Here is a 13157-nt window from a genome sequence, read left to right as displayed (position 1 = left end):
AGAAAGACTGTTAGGCTTCCTAACAAAGACCGGATGCGGTCACCCTTGGCCCCTGTCGTCACCCGGACGTCCGCAGGCCACGCACGGGAAGCGAGACGCACGATGCACAAGCCCACCCCGAATGCAGCACAGTCCGGCGGCGCCACAGCAGTCGTCCTCGCCGCCGGGGCCGACGCCCCCTCGCGCGCACTGCTCACGAGCACGCTGGGCGACTCGACAGTCGTCCAGCTCGCCCTCGCCAACGTGCGCGCGCTCCTCCCGGCCCACCGCATCGTCGTCGTCATCGCCCCCGGTGACACCGAGATTCCCCGGCTCCTGGGCGACGACCTCACCTACGTCGAGCAAGACACCCCCCGCGGCACCGGGCACGCGCTCGCGAGCGCGCGTCGCGCGCTCCCCGCTGACACCACGACCCTCCTCGTCACCTACGCCGACACCCCGCTCCTGCGCCCCGAGTCGCTGCGCGGCCTCCTCAACCGTCATGACCTTCTCAACGCCGACCTCGCCCTGCTCACCGCAGTCGTCGAGGAGCCCCTGCCGTACGGACGCGTGACGCGTGACGCGTCTGGCCGCCTCACGTCGATCATCGAGCGCGCCGACCTCACCGCCGCGACCGACGACGCCCTCGAGATCAACGTCGGCGCCTATGCCGCGGCACCCGCCACGATCCTCGGTGCGGTCGACGCGCTGGCCCAGGCGGGGGAGCACCGCCTGACGGTCGCCGTGCGCCGCCTCATCGACGAGGGGGCCAAGGTCGTCACCTACAAGATCGTCGACACCGACGAGGTGCAGGGCGTCAACAGCCGCGACGAGCTCGACGCGGCGGCCGACATCGTCCTGCGCCGGCTCTTCATGCCGCGCAAGAACACCGACACCCACATCGTCTTCGGCACCGGTGGCTGGCGCGCCGTCATCGGCGAGGGCTACACGCTCGGCAACGTCCGCAAGCTCTGCCAGGCGATCGCGAACGAGGCCACGCGCAAGGGCATCGACCGCCTCGGCGTCGTCATCGGCGGCGACCGCCGCTTCCTCTCGCGCGAGTCCGCCGAGGCCGCGGCCGAGGTCTTCGCGGGCAACAACATCCCCGTGACGCTCCTGCCCGACGACGTGCCCACCCCCCTCGTGACGTTCGCGGCGCCCTACCTCGGCGCCGCCTACGGCATCATCATCACGAGCTCGCACAACCCGCCCGAGTGGAACGGCATGAAGGTCTTCCGCGCCGATGGCTCCCTGCCGCTCGACGACGAGACCGACCGGTTCCAGGACGAGGCCAACGCGCTGCGCCTCGCCGACGTCATCACCCTCGACCTCGCGCTCGCGCGCCGCGCGGGCGTCGTCGTCGACAAGGCGCTCACCGAGCCCTACGTCGACGCGATCGAGAAGATCATCGACATCGACGCGGTGCGCGGCTCGGGCCTGCGCGTCGTCGTCGACCCCATGTACGGCACGTCCCAGCTGACCCTCGGCACGATCCTCACCGACATGCGCGTGCGCGCCGAGTTCATCCACGCGGCCCACAACCCGCTCTTCGGGGGAGTCGCACCCGCGCCCGACCTCGAGCGCCTCTCTGCGCTCATCGCGATGATCAAGGGCGGGGACGGGCTCTACGACCTCGGCATGGCCACCGACGGCGACTCCGACCGCATCGGGATCGTCGACGAGACCGGCGAGTACATCTCGACGAACGACCTCCTGCTCCTCCTGTACTGGTACCTCCACGAGGTTCGCGGCGAGAAGGGCGGCGTCGTCCGCAACATCGCGACGACCCACCTGCTCGACCGCCTCGCAGCCCACTTCGGCGAGACGTCGGTCGAGTGCAAGGTCGGCTTCAAGCACGTGACGGCAGGCATGGCCGAGATCGACGCGGTCCTCGGTGGCGAGTCCTCGGGTGGCCTGACGATCCGCGGCTGGATCCTCGGCAAGGACGGCATCTTCGCGTGCGCCCTCGTCGCCGAGATGCTTGCCCGCACGGGCAAGCGCATCTCGGAGCTGCGCGACATGATCTACGCGATCACGGGCCGCCTCTACACGCAGGAAGCCGGTGTTCCTGCGACGCCCGACATGCGCGTCGCCGTCCCGCGTCGGCTCGCCGCGACGCCACTCACGCACGTCGGCCCGTACCCCGTCGTGGGAATCAACCACACCGACGGGACCAAGATCCTCCTCGAGAACGACAACTGGGCGCTCCTGCGGTTCTCGGGAACCGAGCCTGTCCTGCGGATGTTCGTCGAGGCCGACACCCCCGAGAAGGCCGGCGAGCTCATGACCTGGCTCGAAGGCTTCGTGACGGCCTGATACCGCCCGTCCGCTCGGCATGTCCGCACCACTGCTCGCTGCGTCACCCCCGACCCTCCTCACGAAGGACCACGACCCACGATGAAGTACGGCCATTTCGACACCGCCGTCGACGAGTACGTGATTGAACGCGCAGACGTCCCGGTCTCCTGGACGAACTATCTCGGTACGAAGAATCTCTGCACCGTGCTCTCGCACAACGGCGGCGGCTACTCGTACTACAAGAGCTCGCAGCAGGGCCGCATCACGCGATTCCGTCCCAACGGCGTCCCGCTCGACCGTCCCGGTCACTACGTCTACCTGCGTGACGACGCCGACGGCGACTTCTGGAGCGTCTCCTGGCAGCCCGTCGGCAAGCCGCTCGACGGTGAGGACGCGGCGCGCTACACGACGCGCCACGGCCTGGGCTACTCGACGTTCGAGGCGTCGTACAAGGGCATCGACGCGTCGCAGACGATCTTCATCCCCGTCGACGACGACGTCGAGATCTGGGACACGACCGTGACGAACACGTCCGACGTCGAGCGCACGCTCACCGTCGGCTCGTACGTGGAGTTCTCGTTCCACACGATCACGATCGACAACCAGAACCTTCAGATGTCGCTGTACTCCTCGGGCTCGTCGTACGACGACGGGATCATTGAGTACGACTTCTACTACGAGCCGTGGACGCACCACTTCTTCGCGTCCTCGGAGGAACCGAGCTCGTATGACTCGCTGCGCGAGAACTTCATCGGCCCGTACCGCTCCGAGGCGAACCCCGTCGCGATCGAGCGCGGCGAGGGGTCGAACCGCAGCGCGACGACGCAGAACCACTGCGGTGCGCTCCTGCACAAGGTGACGCTCGCACCGGGCGAGACCAAGCGCCTCGTCTTCATGCTCGGCTACGGGTCGCGCGACGCGGCCGGGCGGGCCATGAAGGCGAAGTACTCGATCCCCGCGAACGTCGACGCCGAGCGCGCCCGCCTGCGTGCATACTGGCGCGCCAAGCAGGACAAGCTGCAGATCCGCACGCCTCACGAGGGCATGAACACGATGATCAACTCCTGGACCCTCCTCCAGGCCGAGACGTGCGTGCAGTGGTCCCGCTTCGCGTCATTCGTCGAGGTCGGCGGTCGTGCCGGGCTCGGCTACCGCGACACGGCGCAGGACGTCATGAGCGTCATCCACACCAACCCGGCCAAGACGCTCCAGCGCATCGTCGAGCTGCTCCGCGCGCAGGTGTCCTCGGGCTACGGCCTGCACCTGTTCGCCCCCGAGGCGTTCAACCCGGACGCCGAGCCGCTGCCGGACGTCCCGTCGCCGACGATCGTCCCGCGCGGCAACGCGGCCGACCTCATCCACGGCCTCGAGGACACGTGCTCGGACGACCACCTGTGGCTCGTCCCGTCGGTCGTCGAGTACGTCAAGGAGACGGGCGACCTCGCGTTCCTCGACCGTGTCATCCCGTTCGCGGACGGCCCCGAGGCCACCGTGTACGAGCACCTCGTCGCGGCGCTCGACTTCTCCGCGCAGCAGATCGGCGCGAACGGCGTCGCCCTTGGCCTGCGTGCCGACTGGAACGACTGCCTCAACCTTGGTGGCGGCGAGACGTCCCTCGTGACGTTCCTCCACGCGTGGGCGATCGGCGCATTCCTCGAGATCGCCCGTCCGCTCGGCCGCACGGCCGACGTCGAGCGCTTCGAGGCCGAGCGTGACCGCATCGCACAGGTCGCCGACACCCAGCTGTGGGACGGCGAGTGGTGGATCCGCGGCTACACGCGCGACGGCGTGGAGATCGGCTCGAAGGACAACGAGGAGGGCAAGATCTTCCTCGAGCACCAGGCGTGGCCCGTCATCGCCGGCATCACCTCCCAGGAGCGCGGCATCGCGTCGATGGACTCGGTGACGAAGCTCCTCGGCTCCGAGTACGGCTCGCACCTCAACTGGCCCGCGTTCACGAAGGTCGACGACACTGTCGGCTTCGTCACGCGCGTCTACCCGGGCATCAAGGAGAACGCGGCGATCTTCTCCCACCCCAACGCGTGGCCGATCATCGCCGAGGCGATGCTCGGGCGCGGTGACGAGGCGGTCGCGCTCTACGACGCGATCCTCCCGTACAACCAGAACGAGAACATCGAGGTCCGCGGCGCCGAGCCGTACGCGTACGTCCAGTTCATCTACGGCCGCGACCACGAGTGGTTCGGCAAGGCGCAGAACCCGTGGCTCACGGGCACGGCCGGTTGGATGTACACGGCGGCCACGAAGTACATCCTCGGTGTGCGCCTCGAGCTCGACGGCCTCGTCGTGTCCCCGTCGATCCCCAAGGACTGGGACGGCTTCGAGGTGACGCGCCAGTGGCGCGACGCGACGTACGAGATCGTCGTGACGAACCCGAACCACGTGAGCACGGGCGTCGCCTCGCTCACCGTCGACGGTGTCGCTCACGACCCGGCGACGGCGATCGCGCCGGCCCCGGCCGGCTCGGTCGTCAAGGTCGAGGTCGTTCTCGGCTGATCACGCCCCGGCGCCGGGCCCTGCGCACCGCTCGCGTGTGCGCAGGGCCGGTTCGCCGCGCGATGCCGCCCTTGGCTGCTGCAGGCGCGCAGGTAGGGGAGGATGGCGCCATGAGACTCGACCTCACGGGCGCGTCGGTGCTCGTCACCGGTGGCGCCCTCGGCATGGGCCGCCTCTACGCCGAGCGTGCGCTGCGCGAGGGTGCCGCGCACGTGGACCTGTGGGACCGCGACGCGGAACGTCTCGCCTCGAGCGCCGCGGAGCTCGCGGTGCTCGCGCCCGGTGCGCGCGTGTCGACGACCGTCGTCGACATGGGCGACGCGTCGGCTGTCGCAGCGGCCGCGGAGGCGCACCTCGCGGAGCACGGGGCGCCCCACGTCGTCATCAACAACGCGGGCGTCGTCCGGGGCGCGCTGTTCTGGGAGCACGACGTCGAGCGCGACGTCGTCGGCACGATGGCGATCAACGCGGTCGGCCCCATGGTGCTCGTCCGGACGCTCCTGCCCGCGATGCTCGCCGGCGGCGTCGAGCGCCGCATCCTCAACGTCGCGTCGGCCGCGGCGACCCTCTCGAACCCGCGCATGAGCGTGTACGCGGCCTCGAAGTGGGCCCTTCTCGGGTGGTCGGACTCGCTGCGGCTCGAGCTCGAGCGCACGGGCAACGGCCACGTGCGCGTGACGACGTTCTGCCCGTCGTACATCTCGACGGGCATGTTCGAGGGCGCCAAGGGGCCGCTGCTCACGCCGCTCATGACGCCCGAGGTTGCCGTCGACCGGGCATGGCGGGCGATGCTTGCGGGCCGCCCGCAGCGGCTCACGCCGTGGACCGTGGGCCTCGGCAAGACGGTCCGCGGGCTGCTCCCGCTCGCCGCGTGGGACGTCGTCGCGGACAAGATCTTCAGGGTCTACGGATCGATGGACGACTTCCGCGGGCGCACATCCGCTCCTGCGGGGAAGGAATGAGAAGCATGTCGCAGCCGACGCTCGGCGAGGTCGTCGACCTCGTCCACTCCTGGTACCCGCCCGCGACGGCGGAGGGCTGGGACGCCGTCGGGCTCGTCGCGGGCGACCCCGCGGAGCCGGTGCGGCGGATCCTCGTCGCGCTCGACCCGGTCGCTGACGTCGTCGACGAGGCGCTCGCGTGGGACGCGGACCTCGTCCTCACGCACCACCCGCTGTTGCTGCGCGGCGTGCACGCCGTGACGGCCGACGACCCCAAGGGGGCGATCGTCCACCGGCTCGTGCGGGGCCGCTGCGCGCTGCTCGCGTCGCACACCAACGCGGACGTCGCCGAGAGCGGCGTCGCGGAGGCCCTCGCGGAGCTGCTCGGGCTGCGCGACGTGCGGCCCGTCGTGCCGGACGCCGACGGCGCCACGGGCGCCGGACGCCTGGGGGAGCTGCCCGACCCCCTCACGCTGCGCGACCTCGCCGCCCACGCGGCGGCCGTCCTGCCGCCCACGCCGCAGGGCGTGCGCGTCGCGGGCGACCTCGACGCCCTCGTACGGACGATCGCGGTGCTGCCAGGCTCGGACGACACGCGTTTCGCGGAGGCTGCGGCTGCCGGCGCCGACGTCTACGTCTCCTCGGACCTCAAGCACCACCCGGTCTCCGAGCAGCGCGAACGTGCGCGGCTCAGCGACGGACGCCCGTACGTCCTCGACACGGCGCACTGGGCGAGCGAGTCGCCGTGGCTCCGCGTCGTCGCCGCGCGGCTCACGGCCGAGCTCGCCGCGCGCGGGCACGACGTCGAGGTGCGCGTGAGCGAGCAGCGCACGGACCCGTGGACCGCCCGCGTCGCGTCCCCGGGGCATCCCTGACCCGATAGCGTGGACCCCAGCACGCAGCGGCGCAGGCCTGAAGGCTCGCGCCGTCCCCTTGACCCGAGGAGAACCTCATGGCGACCGCTCCCGCCGCGGACCAGGCCCGGCTGCTCGACGTCCAGGCGCTCGACACGCGCCTCGACCAGATCGCGCACAAGCGGTCGCACCACCCGACGCTCGCGCGTATCGCGGAGCTCGACGGCCAGCTGGCCGACCTCCACGGCTCACTGGTCGCGTCCCGCACCGCGGTTGCTGACCTGCGTCGTGAGCTGACGAAGTCTGAGGATGACGTCACGCAGGTGCGCGAGCGCACGGAACGCAACCAGAAGCGCCTCGACTCGGGCGCCGTGTCCGCGAAGGACGCAACCGCGCTGCTCAGCGAGATCGAATCGCTTGCCCACCGTCAGGCCACGCTCGAAGAGGTTGAGCTCGACGTCATGGAGCGTCTCGAGGCGCACGAGGTTGCGCTTGCGGGCGTCGAGCAGGCGCACGCCGCGCTCGTCGCCGCCCGCGAGGGCGTCGTCGCCGAGCGCGATGCCGCGTACGCCGAGCTCGACGCGACGTCGACGGACGTCGCCGCGCAGCGGGCAGCCGCTGCGGAGGGCCTCGATGCGACCCTCATGGCGACGTACGAGAAGCTTCGCGCACGCATGGGCGGCGTCGCGGTCGCCGCGCTGCGCCACGGACGCTCCGAGGCGTCGGGTATGCCCGTGAGCCCCGTCGAGCTCGCGCGCATCAAGGCGCTCGGGCCCGACGAGCTCGTCTACTGCGAGGACACCGGCCGCCTGCTCGTCCGAGGCGAGGACGCGTTCTGAGCGTGACGGCGTCCCAGCAGGCGGCATCTGGCGGGATGAGTCGCGGGGTGTCGCTCGGTGAACCGGCGACCTTCGTCGTCGTCCGTCACGGGCGCACCGTCGCCACCGACGAAGGTCGCTGGACCGGTGGGGTCCTGCCGGGCCCAGGTCTCTCGACCCCGGGTCGTATCGAGGCGGCGCGTGCGGCCGACCTCGTCGCGCGCATCGGCCGCGACCGCTGGAGCGAGCTGCCGCCCGTCACCGAGATCCTCGCCTCGCCGACCGTCCGCACCCAAGAGACCGGGGCCGCGCTGGGCCGACGCCTCGGGCAGCCCGTCGGCGTCGAGCCCGACCTGCGCGAGGCCGACCTCGGCACGTGGGAGGGGCTCACGGGCGAGGAGATCGAGGCGCTCAGCCCCGGGGCAGTGCGCACGTGGCACGCCGAGGGCACGCTTGCCGCACCCGAGGGGGAGTCGCCCGCTGACGTCGCCGCTCGGATTGCGATGCTTCTCGATCGTCTCGTCCCCGGCCGCGAGGGGCGGACGACCGCGCTCGTCGGGCACACGATCGTCGTGAGGTCGGTGGTGGCGGCGGTGCTTGCGGTGCCGTCGTCGTCGATCAGTCGCGTGCGGGTGCCGCCCGGCGGCGTCGTCATCGTGCGCCGGTGGGCCGACGGGGTCGGTGAGCTTGTCGCGAGCGGGGTCGTGCCCTGAGGGGACCTCATCGCGTGAGGCGGCTCGGACAGCGGCGCGACGCCGCCGGGTCGTCCGGGCTAGACGACGAGCTCGAGCGTCGCAGTGCCCGACGCACCACGCGTCAGCGTCGCCTCGAGCAGGATGTCGCCGACCAGCTCGGATGCGGCCTCAAGAAGCTCTGCGGCCGTCGTGGGCGGCTCTCCCTCGCGGCGCAGCAGGTGCCCCGTGAGGAGCCCGCGCGTGTGCTTGGCATGGTGCGAGACGACCGAGCGTCGACCGTCGAGCTCGCGGACGACGCGCACCGTGACGTGCTCCGCCCCGCGCGGCCGGTAGGCGGCCGCGTACGCCGTCGAACGGCAGTCGACGACGACGTCGCCGCCAGCGCGCTCGTCGAGCGCGCGCAGCGGCTCGCGCCAGAACCGTGCGAGTGGCCCGATCCCCGGCAGGTCAGTTCCCATCGAGAGCCGATAGGCGGGAATGGGATCGTTCGGAGCGACGACGCCCCACAACGCTGAGACCGTGAGAACGGAGTCGGTTCGTGAGGAAGCGCGCGAGTCGACGAGGGCGCCCGCGAGATCCGCGGCGGCGTAGAGCACGCCCGAGTACACGTGGGCAGCGGGAGCCGTCGGCGCGAGCTCGAGGCTCGTGTTGCGCGCGACCTCGTCAGCAAGGCTCGCGCCAACGCCCAGAACGGTGAGCGCATCGGGACGTGCGGAGACCGACGCGAGTGCCTCGAGCACCTTGCGTCGCTCGGGCGCGAGGTCGGCGAGCACGAGCATGTCGAGGTCGAGCGGGGCGCCGGCGCTTGCCGCGGTCTTGCCCTCTGAGGGCGGGAGCAGGACGATCACGGCGTCCACCCTAGCTGTGGCGGAGCCGCTCCCGGCTCCGTCGGCAGCGTGACGAACGCCGCGTGAGGAGGAGGTAGGCTGAGCGACGCAGACGAGCTGGCTGGGCGGTCGCGTGGTGCCTCGGCATCCCGAGGAACGTCCGGGCTCCATAGAGCAAGGTGGTGGGTAACGCCCACCCGGGGTGACCCGCGGGAAAGTGCCACAGAAAAGAGACCGCCCGTCTTCGGACGGGTCAGGGTGAAACGGTGGTGTAAGAGACCACCAGCGTGCCGGGTGACCGGTGCGGCTCGGTAAACCCCACCTGGAGCAAGACCAGACAGGATGCGCTTGAGGGCTGCTCGCCCGAGCATCCGGGTAGGTTGCTTGAGCCGTGCGGCAACGCACGGCCTAGATGGATGGCCGTCACCTGCACGAGGGCGACCTCCGCAGGGACAGAACCCGGCGTACAAGCCAGCTCGTCTGCACATCGTCGCCCTCGTCCGACCCCGCGCGCGGCGGCTCGAGGGCACCCGTGTGGCGCGGTTGGACCCCGTCGTGGGCGCCGCCATCCGGGCGACACGTGGGAGTCATGTAATGGTCAAGGCGTCGTCTTGCCCGCGTTGGTTTCGTGTGACACAGTCAGAGCCGGAGCAGGAGGTGGCTATGACATTCACGGGGTTCGACGACGAGCACGGCGGCACCATTGCGGTTCACGTCGAGAGTGATCGCTACCGGGTCGTCCTGAGCGGTGAGATTGACGGCGCACGGCGCGACGAGGCGAGCGCTGCGCTCGCCGCGGTCGTTCTGGGTGCTCGTCCCGTTGAGATCGAGACGTCGGACGTGACGTTCATCGACTCCTCGGGCGTGGCGTTCCTCGTCCAGATGCTGTCAGTAGGGGCCGAGGAAGGCCTCCCCGTCACCCTTGTCGAGCCGTCAGATGTCGTGCTGGATGTCCTGCGCATGATCGGGCTCGACGAGCGATTCACCATCGCCTCGGCAGGTCCGGAACCGGTCGAGCTCACGAGGCTCGTCGGCTGACCACGCATGTGTGATGACGCGAGCCGCGCACCCGGACGGGTGCGCGGCTCGCGTCATCGGTGGGGCGCGTGACGAGTCCGTTCAGAGCTGGGTGCCGCCCGCGAGCGCTGCGGCCCCGGCGATCCCTGCCCTGTTGCGCAGCGTGGCCGGGACGATCGGCGCCTTGAGGTCGAGCAGGGGCAAGAATCGTTCGTGATGCTTGGAGATCCCGCCGCCGACGACGAGCAGGTCGGGGGAGAAGAGCATCTCGAGCGTCTCGTAGTACCGCTGGAGCCGCTCGGCCCACTGGGGGTACGAGAGGTCCTCGCGCTCGCGCGCGGACTCCGCTGCTCGCGACTCGGCGTCGAAGCCGTCAATCTCGAGGTGGCCAAGCTCAGTGTTGGGCACGAGCGTGCCGTCGACGATGATCGCGGAGCCGATGCCCGTGCCGAGCGTCGTGACGATGATGGTGCCGTCAACCCCGCGGGCTGCGCCGTACAGGGCCTCGCCGTACCCGGCGGCGTCGGCGTCGTTCGCAGCGTGAACAGGGCGGCCGAGGGCGTCGGAGAGGACGTTCGACAGGTGCACGCCCGTCCACGATTCGTCGAGGTTCGCGATGAACGTGATGCGCCCGTGGTGGATGGGCCCTGGGAAGGCCACACCGATGGGTGTCGTGCTCGGTAGTCCGAAGCTGTCGACGAGCTCGCGGACCACGGCGGCGACCGCGGCAGGCGTCGACACCCCCGGCGTGGGGATGCGGAGGCGATCCGCCGTGAACTCGCCTGTCGCGAGGTCGACGGGGGCGCCCTTGATGCCTGACCCTCCGATGTCGATCCCGAAGGCTGTCGCGGGGGTGAGAGTGAGGGGGCTCATGGCAGCGTGAGGATCTCCGTCCCGGTGTCGGTGACCAGGATGGTGTGCTCGAACTGCGCGGTGCGCGAGCCATCCTTCGTGAGGACCGTCCATCCGTCCTCCCACTGCACCCATTCGTGGGTGCCGAGGGTGAGCATCGGCTCGATCGTGAAGACCATGCCGGCTTCGATGACGTCGGCATAGTTCGGGGCCGAGTCGTAGTGGGGGATGATGAGCCCCGAGTGGAAGCTCTCTCCCACGCCGTGGCCGGTGAAGTCGCGGACGACGCCATAGCCGAATCGGGCCGCGTACTTTTCGATGACGCGTCCGATGACGTTGACCTCGCGGCCCGGGCGGACCGCCTTGATGCCGCGCATCATCGCCTCGTGGGTGCGCTCGATGAGCAGTGCGTCCTCCTCGGCGATCGTGCCGACGGGGAAGGTGGCGTTGTTGTCACCGTGGACGCCGTCGATGTACGCCGTGATGTCGACGTTGACGATGTCGCCCTCGACGAGCTCGGTCGAGTCAGGGATGCCGTGGCAGATGACCTCGTTGATCGAGGTGCACACCGACTTCGGGTAGCTGCGGTAGCCGAGCGTCGACGGGTAGGCGCCGTGGTCGCACAGGAACTCGTGGCCGACGCGGTCGAGCTCGTCGGTCGTCACGCCGGGCGCGACCGCGCGGCCGACCTCAGCGAGGGCCTGAGCGGCGAGCTTCGCCGAGACGCGGATGCGTTCGATCGTCTCGGGCGTCTTGACCTCGGAGCCGGTGAACGGCGCAGGTGCTGGACGGTCGACGTACTCGGGCCGTGCGATCGAGGTGGGCACCGGTCGGCGGGGACTGACGACACCGGGTTCGAGGGGGCTGCGGGAACGTCGGGAGGTCGTCGTCATGCCCGTGATTCTACGTGGGCGGACGTCGGGCAGGGGCACAGCGTGACACGCGGGGTGAATCGATGGTCCGTACAGGGGAGGTACGGGTAATCTGTGCCCCGCAAGGGGGCACGGTCCGGCGTCCGCCGGTCTCGTTTCGCGGCGCATTGCGTCACCGACGAAGAGGTCACGATGGAGCACGAGCTCGACGACGACGTCGCGTTCTTCTACAACCTTGCGACCGGACAGGTCGAGCAGGGGCGCCAGCGCGCGGCCCAGCACCTCATGGGCCCGTACGCGACGCGTGAAGCCGCCGCTGCTGCGCTGGAGACGGCACGCGTGCGGACGGAGGCGTGGGACGCCGTCGACGAGGCCGAGCGCGACGAGTGGGACGACGATGAGTGAGGCCCGCAGAGTCAGCCCGCTCGTCATCGTGGTCTCGGCGGCGACCGTGCTCGTCGTGCTCGTGTGCGCGATCGCGGCGGGGTCGATGCTCCTTGCGAGCGACGGCCTCGCCGACACCGCAGGTGCTCGGACCGTCGCGGAAGCGCCCGCAGCGCCCGCTGCAGGGCTGACGGCGGCCTCACGCGACGAAGCCGCCGGGCGGCCCGCTCCGGGCGCCGAGGCAGCGGCCCCGGAGGCGGAGCCCGACAGCGAGCGGGCCGCCGCGGAGATTGCGGGCGCCCTGGGAGCGAGCACCTGCGCGGACGCCCCAGCCGACAGCGTGACGCTCATGCGTGCCCTCGCGGGCCTGGGCGACCCCGGGACGTGGATCAGCAGGGGCGTGTTCGACGCGGCCATCGGCAAGCCGATCGAGACGTTCGCGGAGAAGTGCGGCTCGGGTCACGTCTCGTCGGTCCTCGATGAGACGGGCCTGCCGTCGGACGTCACGGGCCCGCTCGCGGCCTACGTCGCCAACGGCGGGGCGCGGTCGACGGTCGATGCTGCTGCGGCACGCGACGCGCTCGCCGTGGGTGTGCCGGCGGACCTTCTCGTCAGCGCGAAGGCGTCACGGAGCGTCAGCGAGTTCATGCTGCCGTCGGGCAACATCGCCTGTCGTCTCAGCGGCAACGAGGTGCGGTGCGAGATCGCGAACAGCAGCTTCGGTGACGACCCCGCGGGCCAGTGCGTGGGCCGCTGGGGCGGCGCACTCGTCGTCGCGGGAGGCGTCGGCGAGCCGACGTGCCTCGAGTCCTGGTCTGGTCTGGGCCGGGGCACGGTGCTGCGCTATGGGGAGTCGACGCGCACGAGCGGCTACTCGTGCGCGGCCACGACCGAGGGCGTCGCGTGCCGCCATGACGCGAGCGGGCACGGTTTCTGGCTCCGCTCGAGCGGCTACCTCGTCTTCTAGTCGCAGGCGCACGACGGCGGGGGGGGGGGGGGGGGGGGGGGGGGGGGGGGGGGGGGGGGGGGGGGGGGGGGGGGGGGGGGGGGGGGGGGGGGGGGGGGGGGGGGGGGGGGGGGGGGGGGGGGGGGGGGGGGGGGGGGGG

12 protein-coding genes and 1 other RNA gene are annotated in these 13157 nt (G+C 71.0%); 10 read left to right on the top strand and 3 right to left on the bottom strand.

Annotated elements, in window-relative coordinates; translation table 11 throughout:
- Nucleotides 1-102: 102 nt before the first annotated feature.
- From ACTVCO_RS11935 to ACTVCO_RS11910, 6 genes are all read left to right on the top strand, one after another.
- Nucleotides 103-2295 carry an NTP transferase domain-containing protein gene (locus ACTVCO_RS11935; RefSeq protein WP_443728658.1) on the top strand — a complete coding sequence of 731 codons (2193 nt, stop codon included), beginning with the start codon at nt 103-105 and terminating at the stop codon, nt 2293-2295.
- Nucleotides 2296-2376: 81 nt separating this feature from the next.
- A complete protein-coding gene (locus ACTVCO_RS11930) occupies nt 2377-4791 on the top strand; it encodes a GH36-type glycosyl hydrolase domain-containing protein (RefSeq protein WP_443728657.1) in 2415 nt (804 codons plus the stop codon).
- Nucleotides 4792-4901: 110 nt separating this feature from the next.
- A complete protein-coding gene (locus tag ACTVCO_RS11925) occupies nt 4902-5753 on the top strand; it encodes an SDR family NAD(P)-dependent oxidoreductase (RefSeq protein ID WP_443728656.1) in 852 nt (283 codons plus the stop codon).
- A 5-nt stretch (nt 5754-5758) separates the two neighbouring features.
- Complete coding sequence (locus tag ACTVCO_RS11920; protein WP_443728655.1) at nt 5759-6607, top strand: Nif3-like dinuclear metal center hexameric protein; 849 nt, start codon at nt 5759-5761, stop codon at nt 6605-6607.
- 77 nt (nt 6608-6684) lie between these two features.
- Entirely contained in the window at nt 6685-7425 is a 741-nt protein-coding gene (locus ACTVCO_RS11915; protein WP_443728654.1) for a zinc ribbon domain-containing protein, read from the top strand.
- A gap of 47 nt (nt 7426-7472) precedes the next feature.
- Entirely contained in the window at nt 7473-8117 is a 645-nt protein-coding gene (locus ACTVCO_RS11910) for a histidine phosphatase family protein (protein ID WP_443728653.1), read from the top strand.
- A 59-nt stretch (nt 8118-8176) separates the two neighbouring features.
- On the opposite strand, the gene ACTVCO_RS11905 is transcribed toward ACTVCO_RS11910, so the two are convergent.
- The gene (locus tag ACTVCO_RS11905) at nt 8177-8947 is read right to left on the bottom strand and encodes a YaaA family protein (RefSeq protein WP_443728652.1); all 771 of its coding nucleotides are present in this window, start codon (nt 8945-8947) and stop codon (nt 8177-8179) included.
- 92 nt (nt 8948-9039) lie between these two features.
- Between ACTVCO_RS11905 and rnpB the strand changes: the two genes are divergently transcribed.
- Both rnpB and ACTVCO_RS11895 read left to right on the top strand, forming a co-directional pair.
- Nucleotides 9040-9409: RNase P RNA component class A (gene rnpB / locus ACTVCO_RS11900), an RNA gene on the top strand.
- A 180-nt stretch (nt 9410-9589) separates the two neighbouring features.
- Nucleotides 9590-9964, top strand: coding sequence for an STAS domain-containing protein (locus ACTVCO_RS11895; RefSeq protein ID WP_443728651.1), 375 nt, complete (start codon nt 9590-9592; stop codon nt 9962-9964).
- Between the two features lie 81 nt (nt 9965-10045).
- Here the strand turns inward: ACTVCO_RS11895 and ppgK are convergent, their stop codons facing one another.
- Together ppgK and map are read right to left on the bottom strand one after the other, a co-directional pair.
- Nucleotides 10046-10816 carry a polyphosphate--glucose phosphotransferase gene (gene ppgK / locus ACTVCO_RS11890; RefSeq protein WP_443728650.1) on the bottom strand — a complete coding sequence of 257 codons (771 nt, stop codon included), beginning with the start codon at nt 10814-10816 and terminating at the stop codon, nt 10046-10048.
- Nucleotides 10813-11688, bottom strand: coding sequence for a type I methionyl aminopeptidase (gene map, locus ACTVCO_RS11885; protein ID WP_443728649.1), 876 nt, complete (start codon nt 11686-11688; stop codon nt 10813-10815). The genes ppgK and map overlap by 4 nt, the downstream gene beginning before the upstream one ends.
- Nucleotides 11689-11859: 171 nt before the next feature.
- Here map and ACTVCO_RS11880 point away from each other — a divergent pair, with 171 nt between their 5' ends.
- Together ACTVCO_RS11880 and ACTVCO_RS11875 are read left to right on the top strand one after the other, a co-directional pair.
- Nucleotides 11860-12072, top strand: coding sequence for a hypothetical protein (locus tag ACTVCO_RS11880; RefSeq protein ID WP_443728648.1), 213 nt, complete (start codon nt 11860-11862; stop codon nt 12070-12072).
- Nucleotides 12065-13018 carry a hypothetical protein gene (locus tag ACTVCO_RS11875; RefSeq protein ID WP_443728647.1) on the top strand — a complete coding sequence of 318 codons (954 nt, stop codon included), beginning with the start codon at nt 12065-12067 and terminating at the stop codon, nt 13016-13018. The genes ACTVCO_RS11880 and ACTVCO_RS11875 overlap by 8 nt, the downstream gene beginning before the upstream one ends.
- Nucleotides 13019-13157 lie beyond the last annotated feature (139 nt).

The organism is Sanguibacter sp. A247 (assembly GCF_052324925.1).
In the GTDB taxonomy this organism is placed as follows: domain Bacteria; phylum Actinomycetota; class Actinomycetes; order Actinomycetales; family Cellulomonadaceae; genus Flavimobilis.
The sequence above is the reverse complement of the archived record's forward strand: the minus strand, read 5'-3'. Positions and strand labels throughout refer to the sequence as shown.

Coding starts and splice junctions, on each gene's coding strand:
- ACTVCO_RS11935 (WP_443728658.1), top strand. CDS start 103: ATGCACAAGCCCACCCCGAATGCAGCACAGTCCGGCGGCGCCACAGCA.
- ACTVCO_RS11925 (WP_443728656.1), top strand. CDS start 4,902: ATGAGACTCGACCTCACGGGCGCGTCGGTGCTCGTCACCGGTGGCGCC.
- ACTVCO_RS11895 (WP_443728651.1), top strand. CDS start 9,590: ATGACATTCACGGGGTTCGACGACGAGCACGGCGGCACCATTGCGGTT.
- ACTVCO_RS11920 (WP_443728655.1), top strand. CDS start 5,759: ATGTCGCAGCCGACGCTCGGCGAGGTCGTCGACCTCGTCCACTCCTGG.
- ACTVCO_RS11930 (WP_443728657.1), top strand. CDS start 2,377: ATGAAGTACGGCCATTTCGACACCGCCGTCGACGAGTACGTGATTGAA.
- ACTVCO_RS11875 (WP_443728647.1), top strand. CDS start 12,065: ATGAGTGAGGCCCGCAGAGTCAGCCCGCTCGTCATCGTGGTCTCGGCG.
- ACTVCO_RS11880 (WP_443728648.1), top strand. CDS start 11,860: ATGGAGCACGAGCTCGACGACGACGTCGCGTTCTTCTACAACCTTGCG.
- ppgK (WP_443728650.1), bottom strand. CDS start 10,816: ATGAGCCCCCTCACTCTCACCCCCGCGACAGCCTTCGGGATCGACATC.
- ACTVCO_RS11915 (WP_443728654.1), top strand. CDS start 6,685: ATGGCGACCGCTCCCGCCGCGGACCAGGCCCGGCTGCTCGACGTCCAG.
- map (WP_443728649.1), bottom strand. CDS start 11,688: ATGACGACGACCTCCCGACGTTCCCGCAGCCCCCTCGAACCCGGTGTC.